The organism is Saccharopolyspora halophila, assembly GCF_039531955.1.
Classification (GTDB): domain Bacteria; phylum Actinomycetota; class Actinomycetes; order Mycobacteriales; family Pseudonocardiaceae; genus Saccharopolyspora; species Saccharopolyspora halophila.
In genome coordinates, this window is the sequence record NZ_BAAARA010000002.1 from 171,759 (window position 1) to 190,347 (window position 18,589).

At 70.7% G+C, this 18,589-nt stretch carries 15 protein-coding genes; 7 read left to right on the plus strand and 8 right to left on the minus strand.

Going from position 1 to position 18,589, the window contains the following annotated elements; all coding sequences use genetic code 11:
* Position 1: 1 nt before the first annotated feature.
* On the minus strand, positions 2-1,723 hold the full coding sequence (locus ABD289_RS03705) for a BCCT family transporter (RefSeq protein ID WP_425564548.1): 1,722 nt from the start codon (positions 1,721-1,723) through the stop codon (positions 2-4).
* A 281-nt stretch (positions 1,724-2,004) separates the two neighbouring features.
* On the opposite strand from ABD289_RS03705, the gene ABD289_RS03710 reads away from it, so the two are divergent.
* From ABD289_RS03710 to ABD289_RS03720, 3 genes are read left to right on the plus strand one after another with little or no spacing between them, the layout of a single operon-like run.
* Positions 2,005-2,625: a hypothetical protein gene (locus ABD289_RS03710; RefSeq protein ID WP_344126506.1), complete on the plus strand. Its 621-nt coding sequence runs from the start codon at positions 2,005-2,007 to the stop codon at positions 2,623-2,625.
* 31 nt (positions 2,626-2,656) lie between these two features.
* Positions 2,657-3,388 (plus strand): YcnI family copper-binding membrane protein, encoded by a 732-nt coding sequence (locus tag ABD289_RS03715; RefSeq protein ID WP_344126508.1) that lies wholly within the window; start codon positions 2,657-2,659, stop codon positions 3,386-3,388.
* Entirely contained in the window at positions 3,385-3,915 is a 531-nt protein-coding gene (locus ABD289_RS03720) for a copper resistance CopC family protein (protein ID WP_344126510.1), read from the plus strand. Before ABD289_RS03715 ends, ABD289_RS03720 begins: the two co-directional genes overlap by 4 nt.
* Before the next feature lie 59 nt (positions 3,916-3,974).
* Here ABD289_RS03720 and ABD289_RS03725 read toward each other — a convergent pair whose 3' ends face one another.
* The 4 genes from ABD289_RS03725 to ABD289_RS03740 all read right to left on the minus strand — a co-directional run bounded on the left by ABD289_RS03725 (position 3,975) and on the right by ABD289_RS03740 (position 9,432).
* Positions 3,975-6,497, minus strand: coding sequence for an L-tyrosine/L-tryptophan isonitrile synthase family protein (locus ABD289_RS03725; RefSeq protein ID WP_344126512.1), 2,523 nt, complete (start codon positions 6,495-6,497; stop codon positions 3,975-3,977).
* A gap of 193 nt (positions 6,498-6,690) precedes the next feature.
* A complete protein-coding gene (locus tag ABD289_RS03730) occupies positions 6,691-6,981 on the minus strand; it encodes a hypothetical protein (RefSeq protein WP_344126514.1) in 291 nt (96 codons plus the stop codon).
* Between the two features lie 184 nt (positions 6,982-7,165).
* Complete coding sequence (locus tag ABD289_RS03735) at positions 7,166-8,077, minus strand: phosphotransferase family protein (RefSeq protein WP_425564549.1); 912 nt, start codon at positions 8,075-8,077, stop codon at positions 7,166-7,168.
* A gap of 44 nt (positions 8,078-8,121) precedes the next feature.
* Positions 8,122-9,432, minus strand: coding sequence for a helix-turn-helix domain-containing protein (locus ABD289_RS03740; RefSeq protein ID WP_344126516.1), 1,311 nt, complete (start codon positions 9,430-9,432; stop codon positions 8,122-8,124).
* Between the two features lie 265 nt (positions 9,433-9,697).
* Between ABD289_RS03740 and ABD289_RS03745 the strand changes: the two genes are divergently transcribed.
* Together ABD289_RS03745 and ABD289_RS03750 are read left to right on the plus strand one after the other, a co-directional pair.
* Positions 9,698-9,976, plus strand: a complete 279-nt coding sequence (locus ABD289_RS03745) for a hypothetical protein (RefSeq protein WP_344126518.1) — start codon at positions 9,698-9,700, stop codon at positions 9,974-9,976.
* A 15-nt stretch (positions 9,977-9,991) separates the two neighbouring features.
* Positions 9,992-10,327 carry a hypothetical protein gene (locus tag ABD289_RS03750; RefSeq protein ID WP_344126520.1) on the plus strand — a complete coding sequence of 112 codons (336 nt, stop codon included), beginning with the start codon at positions 9,992-9,994 and terminating at the stop codon, positions 10,325-10,327.
* Between the two features lie 360 nt (positions 10,328-10,687).
* On the opposite strand, the gene ABD289_RS03755 is transcribed toward ABD289_RS03750, so the two are convergent.
* Positions 10,688-14,065 carry an L-tyrosine/L-tryptophan isonitrile synthase family protein gene (locus ABD289_RS03755; protein ID WP_344126523.1) on the minus strand — a complete coding sequence of 1,126 codons (3,378 nt, stop codon included), beginning with the start codon at positions 14,063-14,065 and terminating at the stop codon, positions 10,688-10,690.
* Between the two features lie 594 nt (positions 14,066-14,659).
* Between ABD289_RS03755 and ABD289_RS03760 the strand changes: the two genes are divergently transcribed.
* Entirely contained in the window at positions 14,660-15,301 is a 642-nt protein-coding gene (locus tag ABD289_RS03760) for a TetR/AcrR family transcriptional regulator (RefSeq protein ID WP_344126526.1), read from the plus strand.
* Here the strand turns inward: ABD289_RS03760 and ABD289_RS03765 are convergent.
* On the minus strand, positions 15,271-16,452 hold the full coding sequence (locus ABD289_RS03765) for an amino acid deaminase/aldolase (RefSeq protein ID WP_344126528.1): 1,182 nt from the start codon (positions 16,450-16,452) through the stop codon (positions 15,271-15,273). The genes ABD289_RS03760 and ABD289_RS03765 overlap by 31 nt on opposite strands.
* Positions 16,453-16,601: 149 nt before the next feature.
* Here ABD289_RS03765 and ABD289_RS03770 point away from each other — a divergent pair, with 149 nt between their 5' ends.
* Complete coding sequence (locus tag ABD289_RS03770; protein WP_344126530.1) at positions 16,602-17,915, plus strand: D-arabinono-1,4-lactone oxidase; 1,314 nt, start codon at positions 16,602-16,604, stop codon at positions 17,913-17,915.
* Here the strand turns inward: ABD289_RS03770 and ABD289_RS03775 are convergent, their stop codons facing one another.
* Complete coding sequence (locus ABD289_RS03775; protein ID WP_344126532.1) at positions 17,916-18,572, minus strand: SDR family oxidoreductase; 657 nt, start codon at positions 18,570-18,572, stop codon at positions 17,916-17,918.
* Positions 18,573-18,589: the final 17 nt, after the last annotated feature.

The following is an 18,589-nucleotide window of genomic DNA, read 5'->3' on the forward strand; positions in this document are numbered from 1 at the left end:
GTTACTCTTTCTTGTCAGCTTGCGCAGCGACATCCGCTGATCCGTCGCCACCGCCCTCGTCGGCGGCGATCCCGGCCTCGTCGTTCTCGGCCGGCGGCGTGGCCACGTCGCTCTCGGCGGGCGCGGCCTCCTCGTTCTCGGCGGGCGTGGTGACCAGCTGGAACTCACCGTCGTGCTCCTCGGTACCGACGATGACCGCCTGCTCGAGAACCTCGGCACCCTTCTGATCGCGCAGCGTCATCGGGTCCGTGCGCAAGTCCTTCAGCATCGCGACGCACATCAGCACCATCACGATGGCGAACGGCAGCGCGCCGAGGAACGTGAGGTTCTGGATCCCCTCCAGCGCCTTGTCCTTACCACCGCCGATGACCAGCATCACGGCGGCCACGGCACCGGTGGCGGCACCCCAGAAGATGACCACCCAGCGGCTGGGCTCGATGGCACCGCGCTGGGAGAGCGCGCCCATCACGATGGAGGCGGCGTCCGCGCCCGAGACGAAGAAGATCGCCACCAGGACCATCACCAGCACCGCGGTGACCAGCGGCAGCGGCAGGTTCTCGAACAGCGCGAAGGTCTGCGCCTCCGCGGAACCACCCGCGTAGACGTCCGTGCCGCCCTTCTGGGTGTGGATGGCGGCACCGCCGAAGATCGCGAACCAGACCAGGCTCACCACGCTGGGCACCATCAGCACGCCGCCGATGAACTGGCGGATCGTGCGGCCGCGGCTGATCCGGGCGATGAACATGCCCACGAAGGGCGTCCAGGAGATCCACCAGGCCCAGTAGAAGATCGTCCAGCTGGCGAGCCAGGACTGCATCTCGGAGCCGCCGGTGGCGCCGGCGCGCGAAGCCATCTCGCCGAACTGGCTCATGTACGAGCCGATGGCGGTCGGCAGCAGGTCCAGGATGAACACCGTCGGACCCAGCACGAACACGAACACCGCCAGCAGCGCGGCCAGCACCATGTTGATGTTGGACAGCCACTGGATGCCCCGGGCGACACCGGACACGGCAGAGACGATGAAGCACACCGTCAGCACGGCGATGATCGCCACCAGGATGTCGGTGCCCGCCTCGCCGATCGGCCAGCCCGCGGCCTGCATACCGCTGCGGATCTGCAGCGTGCCGATGCCCAGCGAAGCCGCGGAGCCGAACAGCGTCGCGAACAGCGCGAGGATGTCGATCAGCTTGCCCAGCGGGCCCTCGGCGTTGCGCTTGCCGATCAGCGGGACGAACACGCCGCTGATGGTCTGCTTGCGTCCCCTCCGGAAGCTGGAGTACGCGATCGCCAGACCGGCCACCGCGTAGATGGCCCACGGGTGCAGCGTCCAGTGGAACAGCGAGGTGGACATGGCCACCGTGATCGCCGCCTCGCTCTCACCGGGAACGGTGCCCGGGGGCGGGGAGACGAAGTGGCTCAGCGGCTCGCTGACGCCGAAGAACATCAGGCCGATGCCCATACCGGCGGAGAACATCATCGCGATCCAGGACACGGTGCGGAACTCGGGTCCCTCGTCGTCCTGTCCGAGCGGGATGCGGCCGTACCTGCTGAAGGCGAGGTACAGGGCGAAGATGACGAAGCCGGTGGCCGCGAGCACGAAGCCCCAGCCGGTGTTGGTGAGCAACCAGTCGAGCGCCGCGCCGGAGGCGGAGCTCAACGAATCGGTCCCCAAGCCACCCCAGGCGACCACACCGAACATGATCAGTGCGGTGATGCCGAACACGATCCAGTCGGTGCGCGGTTTATCCAGAAAGGCCGCTTCGTTCGGTTCTACGATTTGGTGACCCGGTGGGCCACCGCTTTGTTCAGTTTCGGTCGACACAGGTTTCGGCGTCACTTTGGGCGACGCCCCCTCCTCTCCGTCGTCAGTTACGACGGACCGGAAAGAATCCGTCGGATTCCCAGGTCCGGGCCGCTGCAACCAGTAAACCGTGACCCAAATGGGTGACTAAGGCAAGCTCACCCACCGTTATCGTGGCCGAGCCGACACCTAGACTGCTCTGCGTGACGGCCCGCCCAGCACCCACGCGAGGCGCACTGCGCGTCCTGCGCGGCGGCGGCTTGGCCTGCACGTCGGCATCACTTTCGGTAGCCGCGCACACCGCCGCAGGCGGCCCGGTGCCCGCCGCCGGAATGACCGCATTCGTCACCTTCCTGCTGGCCGGCTCCGGGATCGCGCTGGCCGATCGGCAGCGCGGGCCGTTGGGCATTCTAGGGGCTCTGGGTGCCAGTCAACTGGCACTTCACGCTTTCCTCGAGATCATGTCGGGCAACCACCCGGCAGCCGGAGCGCACGCCATGCATCTCCCGGCGCCGACCATGGCGCTGGGACACGTCGCAGTGGTGCTCTTCACCGGACTGGTGATGACCCACGCGGAGCGCGCACTCTTCGTAGTGGCACGTCTCCTCCGGGCCATCCTGCCGCGCAAGACCGGCCCGCTGCCGGTGCTGACGCCGCCGCCCGCGGTCTGCATTCCGGCACCGATCGCCAGGACCCTCGCGCAACTGATTCACCAGCGAATCCACGCGCAGCGCGGACCCCCGAAATCTCCATTCCACAACATTCCGGTGCGACCAAACACCGTTCTGTTGAATTTCAATCTTCGAACGCCTACACGCGCGTGAGTAACAAGATCTTCAGGAGATTTCAAGCACTATGTCGACAAAGCGATTCGTGGCCCGCTCCGCGGCGGGGGCGGCCGCAGGCGGGATCCTGCTGGCCCTGAGCGCCGCACCCGCCCACGCCCACGTCAGCGCTAATCCGGAAACCGCAGAGCAGGGCGGCTACGCGAAGATCGCCTTCCGGGTTCCCAACGAGCGGGACAACGCCTCCACGGTCTCGGTCAAGGTGACCCTGCCGGAGCAGTATCCGCTGAGCTCGGTGCGCGTGAAGCCGATGCCGGGCTGGCACGCCGAGCTGGAGAAGGTCCAGATCCCGCCGACCGAGGTCGCCGGCTCCGAGGTCACCGAGACGGTCCGCAGCATCACCTGGACCGCGCAGCCGGGCAAGGCCATCGCGCCCGACCGGTTCGAGGAGTTCGAGGCCTCGCTCGGGGCGCTGCCGGAGAAGACGGACGAGCTGCAGCTGCCCACCACCCAGACCTACGACAACGGCGAGGTCGTGAAGTGGGACCAGCCGACCCCGCCGAACGGCGAGGAACCCGAGCACCCCGCGCCCACCTTGCAGCTGGTGCCCGCCGAGGGCGGTCACCACGGCGGCGGCTCGACGCAGCCGACCGACCAGCACAGCGGACAGGAAGCCGCGCACGCCTCCGACGAGACCGCGCGGTACCTGGGCGGCGCCGGACTGCTCGTCGGTGCCCTGGGCATCGGCGTCGGCGCCGGAGCGCTCGCCCGCAGCCGCCGGTCCGGCGGGAGCGACTCATGAGGCGGCTGATCACCGCGGGCGCGCTCGCGCTGGTCGCGCTCATCGGCACCGCTTCGCCCGCGCTCGCGCACAACGTGCTCGTCGGCAGCGACCCCGCGGACGGCGCGCAGGTGCGGACCGGGCCGAAGGAGGTCCGCCTGAACTTCGACCAGCCGGTCAAGGCGGGCGACGAGTACAACGCGGTCACCGTGATCGGGCCGAACGGCGGGCACTGGACCGCGGGACCGGCGCGGGTGGAGAGCAACGCGGTGATCGCGCCGGTGCGCGATCTGGGACCCGCGGGCTCCTACACCGTGGGCTATCGCGTGCTGTCCAACGACGGTCACCCGGTGTCCGGGAAGGTCGGCTTCACGCTGACCGCGGCGGGCAGCGGCACGCCGGGGCAGCAGCCCTCGGCGACCGCATCGCCGGAGCAGTCGGAGTCCGGCTCCTCCGGGATGCCGGTGTGGCCCTGGATCGCCGGAGCCGCGGTGCTCGTGCTCCTCGGGCTCGGGCTCGCGCTGCGGCTGGGCAAGCCGAAGAGCTGACCTGCGCGGGGACGTCCCGGGACTCGGTGCCGGGACGTCCCCGCAGCAGCACGTCGCGCCTACTTGTTCCGGATCCGGACGCGCTCGAAGACGACCGGGTCCAGCTCCCGGCCGCGCACGGCGTGCGGCGGAGCCATGAACCACGGCTGGATGACATCGGTGCCCGCGTCGGCGGGCGACCACACCGGGACGAAGCCCTGGTGCACCAGGGAGACCGCGAAGTCGACCGAGACCTCGTGGTTGTCGCCCAGCGCGGCCGTGCCGTGCCAGGGCATCACCGCCGCACCACCGAGCGGGACGAACCGCAGGCGGCCCGGAACGGGTCGCAACGACAGGCTCATCCGCACGCTGCCGCGCCACAGCGCCGAGTAGTCCAGCTCGGCGTCGACGTGCTTGTTGGCGAGGTAGGTGATCGTCTCCCGCCACGTCTGCCGCAACAGCTCCCGGCGCGGTTCGCGCAGCTCGCCGCGCAGGTCGAAGGGATCGGCGTAGACGCCCCGCGCGTGGGCCAACGGGTCGCCGCCGGGATGCGGCAGGTCGACCGCGTGCAGCACCGAGCGGAACAGCTCCACGAACCGCGGCTGTCCGGGCAGCGCCGGATCCCGCTCATCGGCGGCGGCCAGCGCGGCGAACGGGTCCTCGCCCGCGTCCAGACCGGCCAGCGCCGTCTCGTAGCGGTCGCGGTGGAACTCCAGCAGCTCGGGACGCCGGTGGTGCTCGCACCCCACCTCGGTGGCGGCCTCGTCGATGTTGCGCACCCGCACGAGCTCGTCCGCCCCGGTCTCGGCCAGCATCCGCTCGAAGTCCGCGTGGTAGCCGCCGTAGCGATCGGCCGAGCGATAGCGGAAGTGGCTCGGATCGGCCAGCGCGGTCACCCGGATGCCCGGCGGGTGCACCACGCGGACCGCGGCGTCGAGCTGCAGCAGCCGGACGAGCATCGCCAGCTCGCCCAGGTCGGGACGGCCGCCGAGCGCCTTGAGCCGCGAACCGTCCTGCTTGGTGGGCGGCCCGAGCAGCACGAACGGCACCGGGAGCCCGTCGCGCACCACCGGCCGGAGATCCCGCTCGGCGTGCTCGGGCGGGTACGCCGGGCGGGAGGCGCCGAACGGCTTGGCCACCAGCACCCGCCAGATCGCCGACTCGCCACCGTCACCGGTGTCGCGGACCCGCTCGCCCAACCGCCTGCCGGCCTCCAGCGCGTTGCCGCGCAGCGCCCGGACGATCGCGGCGCGCTGCTCGGCGGTGAGCTGGACGCCGTTGCTCCACCAGGTCGGCCGCGTGCTGAACTCGCCGACCCGCAGCCGGGCCGGCGAGCTCGCGTGCGACAGCTGCGGCCGCGTCGCGTGGCCGCGTCCCAGCGGCATCGGCTGCGGCAGGACCTCGAAGGTGCCGATGGCACCGGGCTCGTCGACCCCGGTGAACTCCGGGGCGGCGACCGGCACCACCAGCGCCTCCGGGAACCCCGCGCGCAACGCCGCGAGGTTGTCCGCCTCGTCGTCGAAGGCGGCGATCGGCTCGCCCGGCATCTCCCGCAGCGCGGCGACCTTCTGCGCCGCGACGTCCGAGCGCTCCTCGGTGGTGCGCAGTGGCAGGTGGCCGAGACCGTGCCTGGCGAGCAGTTCCGAGGTGGCCGCGCGCATCCGGTGCCTGCGCCCGGTCACCAGCACGACCTGCCCGCCCGCGTCCTCGACGTCGCGGACGAAGCTGCGCACACCGGGTGCGGGCTCGTCGGTCAGCAGATCGTCCCGCTCCCAGCCGATCGCGGAGCGGAACTCGGGGTAGAGGTCGTCGTCGGGCAGCCCGAGGTGTTCCAGGAACGGGCGCCAGCCCGCCTCGTACAGGCCCGGCAACAGCGACAGGTCGAAGGCGAAGTCCAGGACGCCGTGCCTGCGCGAGACCTCCTCCAGCGCCGCGCGCACCCGCTCGCGCGGGTGCAGCGCGCAGAAGTCCAGGTCCAGGGCGACCAGCGGGACCGGGATCGAGGGGTCCTTGCGACGCGCCGCGGCGCGGTCCCGGATCAGCCGCAGCACCCGCTGCAGCAGTTCTTGCTGGTGCTCGGGGACGCCGTGCACGAACGGCCGCCAGGGGTGGTGCCCGGTCAGCGCGCTCAGCAGCCGGTCGGACAGGTCGCACAGCTCCTCGGCGAGCACCCGCTCGAGGTCGTCGAGCTCGCCGCCCGCGGACTCGATCAGCTTGGACAGCAGTTCGTGCAGCTCGACGATCAGCTGCGGGCAGCGGTGCGGGTCGGCCGGTTCCAGACCGCTCAGCACGACCATCCCGTCGCGGGGACGCACCCGCAGCTCGCCGGCGGGCAGCCAGTCCAGCGCGAGCAGCCCGCGCACGGTGATCACCACCGGCCGGATCAGGAACTCCAGCACGTAGCCCGGCTCGGACCAGCCGTCCGGGCGGGAGGCCAGCAGCTGCTTCAGCGGCCGTTCGTCGTCGTCGAAGTCCTCGACGAGGAGACTTCTCAGCTCGACGCCGCTCGACGTCGAGCCCGCCACCCGGCAGTACCGCGGAAGCAGGGGGTCGCGCGCGATGATCTCGCGCGCGGTGGCCGGCAGCAGGCCGGAACCGTTCACCGCATCTCCTCAAAGCCTGGTGGGCCTCGCGGAGGGGCGAACCATCGGCGAAACGCGATGCGCAGCGGTACTTCACCCGGGCCGATCCCGGGCCCTACCGATCAGCGAAACCGCAGCTCACAACGGCGAAATCGCGATGCGCGCGGGCCGGAACCCGTTCCCGGCGCCGAGTTCGGCGCAAGTCGCCGAGCGGTCATTCACCGTCGACGAGTTGCACCGGCGCGGGCCCCCGGGGAGTCTCCTGGGCGCGAATCGTGGCCTTGCAACGTCGCTGCAGCTCCCGGCGCGAGATCCAGCCCCTGGCGTAGTGCCGGTAGGACTGCCCCAGCCACACCAACCCGGCGAGGTGGTCCGCGTGCCGCCCGCGCTTTTCCGGCGGCAGCAGCGGCATCGTCGCCAGCTGGGAGTCCACGACCTCGTCGAGCAGCTGAGCCGAGACCAGCGCACGCGACCGCGCGCCCGGCAGAAAGTCAGCGATCCTCATGAAAGCCCATCCGCTAGCACAGATCGGTGCACCGATTCGCTCGTATGGTCTACCCCTCCAGACCCAACGAAGTCACCATGGATAACCAGAATTTCCCGCAAAAGGCCCCAATATCGCCCGTTCGGCGGCAGTGCCGGCCTCAGCTGCGGGACGCCCGGCGGGCGTGTGATCAGGAGCCCCCGAATCAGCTGTACGGGGCCCACTGGGTGTCCAGATCGCCTTCCCGGATCGTCCGCAACCGCCACTGCAGCTGCTCGCGGACGCTCGGATTGCTGTGCACGATGGGCAGCACTCCGGTGGTGATCTTGAGTTCGCGCAGCTCGCGCAGGACTCCGAAGCCCTCCCACGAGGTGATGTCGAAGCCGTAGGCCTCGGCCAGTTCCTCGTGCCAGGACGACGGGAAGCCCATCCGCAGGCTGCCGACCGCGATCGGCGTCAGGTCCCACTCCGGCTGCCCGACGCACAACGAGTCGAGGTCGCACAGCAGCGGGCCGTCCGCGCCGCCGATCACGTTGCCCAGATGCGCGTCCGCGTGAATGATCGAGGGCGGCAACGGGAACTCCAGCTCCTCCAGCCGTTGCTCCAGGTAGTCGCAACGTTGCTGGAGAAATCTGTGGTCTGCCGGGTCGAGGTCCACCGCGTCGTCCAGCCTGCGCCGGATGTCGGCCATCGGCCGCCACTCGGGGAAGGTGTCCGACAACGGCTGGGCGTGCATCTGCCGCAGCAGCGAGCCCAGATCGGCACTGCCCGGGGTGGGCCCGTCCTCCGGGACGAACTGCCAGAGCGTCGCGCAGTGCGGACCCACGTTGACCGGCTGTTCCACGCCGGGAAGCAGGCGCACCGCGGGGACTCCGTGCATCGCCAGCCAGTGCGCGGCCTCCACCGCCGTGCGCGCGCGGTGCGCGAACGACGGGGAGAGCACCACGCGGACGATGACCGGATCGTCGCGGAGCAGGAAAACGCCGTTGTTGATGAATCGAAGGAGCCGCGCACCACGCGGGTTCAGGCCGACGGATGCGCAGATCTCGGTCAGTGCCAGTTCGAGCTCAGGCGGGATGCACTGACCCTGTTGAACCTGGTATGTCGTCATGCTCATGTTCTCAAACCGGGAATCACCGGCTCGGTCGACGAAGGTCGACCTCACGCCTGACGGAACTTCCGGACTTCCTCGAAGAGGTCACGGGCGTCGGAATTCGCCCGGTGCTTACTCGCTTCCAGCTCGAGCGGCTTGAGCCGGTCGGCGACCCGTGCGGACTTGACGCGCTCGCCGAACTGGAGTGCTCGGAGCCCGACCTTGAGTCCTTCCTGCACGTCGCCTGCGCGGAAGTGGTTGGTGGCCTGCAGGCTCAGCCCGAACACGTGGGTTCGCTGCATGTCCGCGCCGTAGGCCTCGTTGCACTTGATGGTCTCGGCGACCGCGATCGACGCGTGCTTCTTCGGATCGAACACCGACAGCGCGTCGTGCGCGGAACCGATCATCCCGTGCAGATCGTTCTCGGTGAAGAAGCGGACCCAGTCCGGTGCCTCGTGCACGTTGGCACGGGCGAACTCGTCCCTGGTACGACCCACCATCTTCTGCACCTGGTCCGGCTTGTTGAGCATCCCGTAGGCCCACGCCTCGTTGGCGCACAGCACGGCCACGGTCAGCGCCGAACCCGATTCCTGGGCAGCGATCTGCCCCAGCTGGAAGAGCTTCAACGCCTCGTTGGGCTCCTGGTAGTGCAGGTAGACCCGGCCCATCCGGTAGAGCACGCTGGCCACCAGGCTGTCGTCGTCGGCCTGCTTGGCGAACTCCAGGGCCCGGCCGAAGTGGCCGCGCGCCGGGTCCAGCAGGCCCACGTCGAAGGACGTCCAGCCGGCCAGGCTGTGCATGTCGGCGAGGGCCATGAACAGGTGCTTGCGGACCCCTTCGCTGGAGGTCGAATCAAGCAGCTGCTGGGCCCACGACAGCTGGGCGACGACGGCGTCCCGGCACGTGCCCCCGCCGTAGCGGTAGTCCAGGTCGCGCAGCGCCTTGGTGGCCGCCTGGATCTGCTGGACGTCGGACATGCCTATTCGGGACGGGGCTGGCGTCTGGGCGCTGGCCGGCGCCCAAGCGCTGTCCTCGGCGCCGAAGACCGCGGCACCCATGGTCACCGCGGCGGCGTGGGACAGGAACTTCCGCCGCTTCACCGATTCGTCCTCCTCAGCCTCCAGGACGTCGTCCGACTGCTTGACGCGCAGTTCGGTCGTCCCGTCGTAAGCGAGGCCCATGAAGCCCCGCGGGATGCAGAGCCCATCGGCTATTCGGGCCAGCACGTCATAGGCCATGACCTGCCTGCCCTTGAGGATCTCCGACACCTCGGACTGGGATTGTCCGGTCGACGCAGCGATCTGCCGCTGCGAGACACCATGCTTGCGCAGGTGCCGGTACACCTCGCTGACGTTGCGTCGGGCCAGCGCATCCCGCATCTCCCGCTCATTCCAGACGTCGGGAGCGACGGGCGAGCCGCCAGATCCGATGTTGTTCACTTAGACCCCCTGACGCTCTGAACGGGCGTTGCTCGCAGAGTAAGCGCACTACGGCAACCCGGTGAAGCCCGTATCGGTAGAGGTGATCGGTTGCGGTGAAGTCCGGTTACCGCTTATCGCGGCCGTTGGCCCGGTCGTCGCCCTCCATCTAGGCGAACCCGCCCCGCAAGCCCCAATGTAGTCATCGGCAAACAACGGAGCACGGATGGGACGGGCAATCGACGTGGACACGCCAGCAACGGAGAACCGGTGGCACGGCCCCGGATTCGGCCGCCAGGCCGAGCCGGCGCCGGGCGATCGCCGTCGCTGGTGGCACATCGACTGCCGCGATGTGGCCAACGCGCATCGCGACCTGACCGTGCTCGTCAATCGGGACAAGGTCGTTCTCGTCGGAGAACCTGACCACACCGCGGAGCTGAGCAAGCGCGGTGCCGGTCAGTTGGCGATGGCGCTGCGGGATGCCGCGGCGCAGGCCAGAAAGTGACGGTGAGGAGTTCTCATGGACGCGATTCTGGGGACGGTGTTGCGCAGCGCGGTGCGTGAGCGGCTCGATGTTCTCTCCGAGCTCGCCAACCGCGGAGATGCCGCCTCCCTGCTGTCCGTGGCACGAACCGAGATCCCCCGGCTCATCGAGGGCTGGCGGACGCTCCTGACCGCGCACGAGGCCGACGAGAAGGGCAACTGCCCGGAGTGCTCCGGTCGTCGGAGTCCGCAAGCAGCACCCTGCGCGGTGTGGCGGTCCGCCTACGACCACCTGGTGGCGGGAGCACTCGCACCTAGTCCCGCCCGGCACCAGCTATCGGCGCAGGAGCTGCGCCCGGAGCTGGTGCCGTAGGCCGGCGGACTCGGCCCCGGAAAGCAGCAGCTCCTCCCCCGGCCGGGAGGCCGAGTTACCGCCCTGGGTGGCGGCCGATGATTTCGGCCGAGTTTTCCCCGACCCCGACCGAGCGCATCGGCCGCCACCACCCCGAACCACAACTTCATAGGAAGCTCCGCAGTGGTCGACCCCCGACCGGCCACTGCGGACGCAAGCTCCGCGGGTCGGTGCTGATGCACTCCCCTCCCCCGACCGGTACCGGCCCGCGGACACCAACCACTCCGGCACCGTTTCCCCGGACGGCCCGGAGCTGGAAAGGCCCTGGAGCTCGAATTCCCCGACCCGAGCCCCAGGGCCTTTCAACGTCTCGAGCACCGCTCACTTGCGCCGGAGGCGGGCCTTGGCCGCGAACCCCTCGTCCAACCGCACGCCGGAGGAAACCGGTCCGCCGCGGGGCGCCGGTAGCGAGTCCTGCTCCGGGAGGTGGGTCTGGCTCGCGGGCACCATCGCCCACGGCTGCCGCGGCCCGAGCAGCGGCGAGTAGACCGGGACGAAGCCCTGGTCCAGCAGCGAGACCGCGAAGTCCACCGCGACGTGCCCCCTGGGGTCCAGGACCCCGGTGCCCTGCCAGGGGAGGACACCGGAACCGCCGAGGTAGGTGAAGCCGAGGCAGCCCTCGCGGACCGCGCTCAGCGTCAGCCGGATCCGGTTCGGGATCAGGCCCTCGTAGTCGAACTCGGCGTCCACCTGCATCGTGGCCATGTACTGCAGGACGATGTGCCAGGTGCGGCGCAGCGCCGCGGCGCGGGCCTGGCGGACCTCGGCGCGGGTGGCGGGATCGGTGAGGTTGTAGATGTCGGCGTAGACCGCGCGGGACCACTCCATCCGGTCGGTGCGCGGCGGGACCGTCACCGGAACCGAGTACACCAGGGACATGAAGATCTCCCGGAACAACCCGATGACCTGCGGGGCGAACTCGTCCGCCCGCAGCGTCCACTCGTGCACCCGCTCCAGGGTGCGCAGCGGGTTGTCGGTGATGTCGTAGTCCCGCAGCCGGTCGGCGAGCAGCCTGCTGTACGCGGCGACCCGCCTGGCGCGCTCGGCCGGGAGCCCCGGACCGAAGCGCTGCTCGGCCAGCGCGTCGATCTCCCGCACCGCGGTCCGGTCGCCGATGCCCGCGATGTCCACGTACTCGCGGAGCTTTCGCTGGTAGGCGTCGGTGATGGAGGCCGGCCGGGTCCGGAAGTGCCTGCCGTCGGTGAGGATGTTGAACCGCAGCCCCGGCGGGTGCACCGCCGCGACGGCGCGGTGCATCTCGCGCAGCCGCGCCATCGCCCCGAGCTCGGCCAAGTCCGGCAGCGGACCGGCCGCCTTGAGCCGGTTCAGGCACTGCTTGACCGGGAATCCCAGCAGCACCACGTCGATCGGTTCCCCGGCCCGCACCGCCGCCTCAGCGTCGCGGCGCAGGTCGGCGGGCTGGTAGTTCGCCCGCGAGCCCTTGATGAACTGCTTGCGGGTCAGCACGTGGTGCAACGCGTCCAGCACGCGCTCGGTGTCGCTGGGCCGATCGTCGTGCAACCCGAACTTGGTCGCGGCCGCGCGTCCGGTCCGCCGGGCCGATCTGTCCACGTCGCCCAGGATCGAGTCCACGACGGACCAGGTCTGCTCCTCGGTGAGGTGCACGGCCCACCGGCGCGCCAACGGGTTTCGGCGCATCGCGCCGATCTGCAGCTCCTCGAGCGAGTGCGTGTTGGACAAGCGCGGGCCGAGACTTCCCGATCGGGGCCGCGTTTCGAACGTGGCGACCACCGCGGCGTCATCGCCCGGCGACGTCTCGGCCGGACGTTCCGCGGCCAGCCCCGGGATCTCCACCGCCACCGGCAGCGCGTCCTCGAACTCGGCCGCGACCGCTCGCCGGTTGGCCAGTTCGTCGTCGAAGACCGCGACCACGTCGACCCCGAGCCGCCGCAGCTGCTCCGCCTTGGCCTCGGCGATCGGGCGCGTGCCGTCCTCCGGCGCGAACAGCAGCGTCGCGTCCGGCACCCCGGCATCGGCCAGGGCCTGCTCGGTGACCTCCCGGAACCGCTCGCGCCGTCCGGTGCAGAACACCACCCGGCCACCGGCATCGCGCACGTCCCAGACGAACCGGCCCAGCCCGGCGTTGACCCGGTCGGTGGGCAACTGCTCCCTCGGCCGGGATTGGAAGGCGCGCAGGAACTCCCCGCGCAGCCGCTCGAAGTCCACTCCCGGGTAGCGCTCGCCGAGGCCGCTGCGGCGCACGAACTCCCACCAGGATCCGGGCGCGTGGGTCGGCAGCACCGGCAGCGTGCCGGGCCCGGCCAGTTCCAGGATGCCGTCCGGCGCCCCGTCCCGGGGACCGGAGATGGCGCGGGCCGCGTCCATGATCCGCTGCAACGGCACCAGGCCGCAGAGATCGACATCGATGACCACGGCCGGTTCCGGCCCGCTCGGGTGAAACCGCCTCCTGCGGGTGGCCAGCTGGACCTTCTCCAGCACCGATTTGAGCACCGCGTCCTGCGCGGCAGGCACCGTGTGCGCGTAGTTCTGCAGCGGCTGTTCGCCGGAGAGCAGCTCGGCGGTGTGCGGGGCGAGGTAGCGCAGCTCCTCGGTGACCACCCGGCCCACCTCGTCGCGGACACGTGCCCTGCCGTCCTCCGGCCGGAGCTCGGCGAAACCGTCGCCGAGCTTGTCCAGCGTGCTCACCAGAGCCCGCACCCCGGCGGTCACCTCGGCGCGGGTGGGTCCTCGGGTGATCCGGTCGTGATCGGTGATCACGACCCGTCCGGTGGCCTGCAGCTCCGGCGACAGCTCGAAGGCGAAACCGCCCTCGTCCAGCGCGAGCAGCCCGAGGTCGTGGGCGTCCAGGGCCATCCGGAACACCCGCAGCAACGGCCGCACGAAGTGCTCCAGGAAGTGCTCGAGCTCGTCCTCGTGCCGCTCGAACCGGTTGTCCAGCACGACCCGCAGCAGCCCGGGCGCGCCGTCGGCCGGGCGCAGCAGCGCGCTCAGCCCCGCGGCGATGGTGCCGCCGGGATGCGTCGGGTGCGCGGGAGCGGGCTCGGCGGTCCGCAGCACCGCGGCCGCACCGGTCGCGGTGTCCACCACCGCGCCCGGGATGGACTGCGTCGCGCAGTGCATCCGCAGGTCCGGGTCCGATTCCACGACACCGGCCAGGAGCTCCGCGCGGTCGAGCCGGTGCATCGCGCTGTCCCGGGACTCGACGCGCTGCAACCCGACCGCACCGCTGCGCCGTCCCACGGTGGTCCGCTCGACCGGGAACGGCACGCCGCGCCCGGTCGCGGTCAGCACGGACAGCGATCTGCGGGCGCGCTCCCGGTCGCTGCCGTCGAGCAGTTCGATTCGGTCGACGGACACCCGGTGACAACCGTCCGGGTGCTCGCCCAGGTCGGCTCCCACCGCGCCGCTCAGCCGCTGCAGCCACGCCCCGTCGAAGCTGCGCCGGGTGCGGCGCAGCCGGACCAGCGCCCGGTACAGGTCAGCCCAGGTGGGGGCGGCGCCTAGCGGCAGCCCGCTGCCGATCCCGGCGAGCCGCAACGCGCCGTCCGCACCGCGTTCCACCCACAGCCCGTAGCCGCCCGCGGCGAGCAGCGCGTTCGACTCCGCGATGGTGATCTTCTGCCACAGTCCCGGCGGTGGGATCTCCTCGTCCGCGGGACACCGGTGCTGCGGCGTCTCCTGCGGGGCCGGCGAGGTCTGGGCCTCCCGGGCCGTCACGATGCCGCGGTACACGTCGCGCGCCCTCGCACCGAACGGGCTCTGGGCACCGAGAGGGCGCAGACGTCGGCAGACCAGCCCCGTTCGTACATTTCACCCGAGCGGGCGATCTCTCGGGCGCCGGAAAGCGGGAGGGCAGCCGCGCAGTAACCCACAATGACCTTTCTGTCACGGAGAATGACGACTCTCGTCACACTAGATAGGGCCCCTGCGCGTTGACAACATGACTCACTGCATACCGAATAGGTGTAACGCTCGAGGGGCGCTGGAGCGAATAGGTTTTTCACTCGCTTGAGCTGTAACACCGGCCGTTGGTCAAGTTCCGGCAGGCGAATTCACTCGTCCGAACGACGTCGAACACTGCGTGTCCGGAACTACGACGCCGCGCAGCACCCCAAACTGGGCACCGACTGCAATACCAGGCTTCCGTTCGCCGAACTCCGGTCGACCGCGCGTGCTCGTAAGTACACCGGGCGCGCCGGTTGCTTCCGGAGGTGGTCGGCGAACTCGATCCGAGGAGTTGCATTGCCAGCAGGAATCGCCCCGCTGCGGCGAAAGCCCGTACAGCAGCGAAGTACTCGGCGCGTCGAGAAGATGCTCACGGCGACCGCCGAGCTCATCGACGAGGTCGGCTACGACGGGTTAACGACCACGCTGATCGCGGAGCGGGCCGGCGTGGCGGTCGGCTCGCTGTACCAGTTCTTCCCGGACAAGCGCGCGGTCGTGCAGGAACTGGCGTTGCGCAACCTCGAGCGCTTCGTGCAGACGATCTCGGAGCGGTTCGAGACCGAACGGCACGCGCACTGGTGGCAGGCCGTGGACACGGTCTTCGACACCTACCTCGCGATGTACCGGGAGGTGCCCGCCTTCAGCAGGCTGCACTTCGGCGATGTCGTCGATCTGCGGCTGCTGGACCCCGGCAGGGAGAACAACGCGGTGATCGCCGAGAAGCTCACCGAGCTGATCAGCACCGAGTTCGACCTGGATCCGGCCGATCTGCTGCTGCCGCTGACCGTCGCGGTGGAGGCGGCAGACGCGGTTCTGCACCTGGCGTTCCGGCGCGACGGGCCGGAGGGCGACCGGTGCATGATCTCCGAGGCCAAGGATCTGGTGCGGGGGTACCTGTCCACCCGGATCCCGGAGGGCGCTGAGGGCCCACCGGCGCCGAAACCGGCCGCGGCGCCGGCAGGCAAGAGATCCGCCAACTACCCGAACGACCTGCCCTCACCGCGATAGGTCGGCACCTGTCGCACGGTCGACGCCGCGGTGTCGACCAGGTGGTAGTGCTCGAACCGCTCGGCGAGCTCACCGGCCTTGGCGTGCCGGAACCAGACCCGGTCTCCGATCGCCAAGTGCCGGGCCGCCGCACCGGTCACGGGAGTCTGCACTTCGCCCGCTCCCTCGGCGCCGAGCAGCGCGAGCCCCTCGGGCCAGTGCGGCACCGGCACGCGATCGGCACCCGCGACCCCGGAGGCGATGTAGCCGCCGCCGAACACGGTCGCGATCCGCTTCGCGGGCCGGTGCACCACCGGCAGCGCGAACAGCGCGGCGGGGCGCGGCCGGAAGGCGCGGTAGGCGTCGAACAACGTCGGGCCGATCAGGCCCGAACCGGCCGCGATCTCGGAGACCACGCCTTCGGCCGCAGTGCGCTCGAGACTGCCGGTACCACCGCCGTTGACGAACTCCAGCTCGGCCACCTCGCGCACGTCCGCGACCACGGCAGCGCGGCGCTCGGCGAGTTCGGCCGCGCTGCGCCGCTGGATCCAGCGCAGCGCAGCACCGCGCAGCGGGCGTCCGGCGGGCGCGTCGCCGAGCCCGGCGATCTGGCCCTCGTAGGCCATCAGCCCGACGAGCCGGAACCCCTCGCGACGCACCACCTCCTCGGCGAAGCCGCGGACCTGCGAGCGGGTGTGCAACGGCGACCGGCGAGTGCCCAGGTGCACGCCTGGCAGCGGTTTCCAGGAGGCGTCGACCTCGGCGCACACCCGGATCGGCGGGCGGTTCGGGCCGAGCGCGGCGTCGACGAGGTCCAGGTGCTCCGCGGAATCGACCATGATGGTGATGGCAGCGGCCGCCGCCGGGTCGGCGGCGAGTCGCCGCAGCGCGGCGCGGTCGGCCGTCGGATAGGCGACCAGCAGGTCGTCGCCGAGTCCCTCGGCGTGCAACCACAGCGCTTCGGCCAGCGTGTAGCACATCAGGCCCGCGCAGCCGGGCTTGTCCAGGGCGCGGCGGATCAGCTCGCGGCATCGCACGGACTTGGTGGCGATTCGAATCGGGTACCCGGCGGCGCGACGCACCAGGTCATCGGCGTTGTGGTCGAAGGCCGCCAGGTCCACGGCGGCCAACGGCGGGTCCAAATCGCGGGTGATCTCGTCGATCCTGCGCACGGCTCAACACTAAGCCCCACCCCTTGTTAAGTGAGAGAGTTTCACATAACTTCAGCCCTCCGTGCCGCCCAGCACCACCCGGACGGCCCAGCGCGACTGGCAGCTCAGTACGACGCGAAATTCACTCGCAGTTCTGGGAGTTCTTCGGCATGCAGCGATGGAGCAACTGGGGACGAACGGCGGCCGCGACCCCGAGCTCGGTGGTGACCCCGCGGGACACCACCGAACTCGCCGCCGCGATCGAGCGGGCCCGCCAGGAGGGCCGCACCGTGCGCGCCCTCGGAGCAGGGCACTCCTTCTCCGCGATCGGCTCCCCGGATGCCGGCTGTGCGCTGGACCTTTCGCAGCTCTCCGGGATCATCCACGCCGACCCGGACACCGGACTGGTCACGGCGCACGCGGGCACCCCGCTGCACCGGCTCAACGCCGAGCTGGACGGGCTCGGCCTGGCCATGCCCAACCTCGGCGACATCGACCGGCAGACCATCGCGGGCGCGATCTCCACCGGCACGCACGGCACCGGCGCCGACCTCGGCGGGCTGGCCACCCAGGTCGAATCGCTGGAGCTGATGCTCGCCGACGGCACCGAGACGAGCTGCTCGGCCGAGCGGAACCCGGAGCTGTTCGCCGCCGCCCGGATCGGGCTCGGCGCTCTGGGCGTGATCACCGCCGTCACGCTGCGCTGCGTCCGCTCGTTCACGCTGGCCGCCGAGGAGCACCGGGCGCAGCTCGCCGAGGTGCTGGACGGGTTCGCCGAACTCGCCGCCGGGAACGACCACTTCGAGTTCCACTGGTTCCCGCACAGCGAGAAGGCGCTGGTCAAGCGGAACAACCGCTGCGCGGGACCGCCGCGACCGCTGAACCCGGTGCGGCACTTCGTGGAGTACGAGCTGCTGGAGAACAGCCTGTTCGGCGCCGTGTGCGGGCTCGGCCGCGCGGCGAAACCGCTGGTGCGGCCGCTGAACCGGGTATGCGCCGCGGCCTGGTCGGCCCGCTCGTACCGGGACCGCTCGTACCGGGTGTTCACCACGCCGCGCCGGATCCGCTTCGTGGAGAGCGAGTACGCGTTGCCGCGCGAACTGCTCCCCGAGGTGCTGCGGGAACTGCGCGGCGTGGCCACCCGGCTCTCGGATCCGGTGATGTTCCCGGTCGAGGTGCGGGTCGCCGCGCCCGACGACGTGTGGCTGTCCACCGCGTACCGGCGTCCGACCGCCTACATCGCGGTGCACCAGTCCATCGGGATGCCGCATCGCGAGTGGTTCGACGCCTTCGAGGACATCGCCGGGGCGGCGGGCGGCAGGCCGCACTGGGGCAAGATGCACCGCTTGGACGCGGCGGCGCTGCGCGAGCGGTACCCGCGCTTCGACGACTTCCGCCGGATCCGCGCGGCGGTCGACCCCGATGGAGTGTTCGCGAACCCGCACCTCAACCACGTGCTGGGGCCTGTGGATAACTCGATCTGATTACTCCACGGCGGCACCCACCGCCTCGGTCACCGGAACGTCCCCGTTCACCAATTCGAGAGCCATGCCCGCGGTGCGCCGCTCAGCCAGCAGAGCCGCGAGCACCTCGGCCACGTCGGCTCGGGTGACCGCATCCCTGGCGACCTCGGTACCGAGCATCACCCGCCCGGTCGGCGGGTCGTCGGTGAGCCTCCCCGGCCGCAGGATCGTCCAATCCAGATCCCGCTCCCGCAGGTCCTGCTCGGCGGCGCGCTTGGCGTCCAGGTAGGCACCGAAGACCGGGTCCACATCGGGCGGATTGGGGCTGCGGGTGCCCATCGAGCTCACCTGCACGAAGCGCCGAATTCCCGCCTGCTGACAGGCTTCTGCCAGCAGCACGGAGGCGCCGCGGTCCACTGTGTCCTTGCGCTCCGCGCCGCTGCCCGGACCGGCTCCCGCGGCGAACACGGCGGCGTCCACACCGGACAACCGATCGGCCAGCCGGGAGGCGTCGGCGGCTTCCAGCTCGGCCACCTCCGCGGTCACGCCGAGGTGGCCGAGCTCGGTGACGTGGTCCGGGTTCCGGACCAGTCCGAGCACCGAGTCACCGCGCTGCGTCAGCAGCACGCCGAGCTGTCGAGCGATCTTTCCGCGGGCTCCGGCAATCGCGATTCGCATGCCCACATGGTATGCCG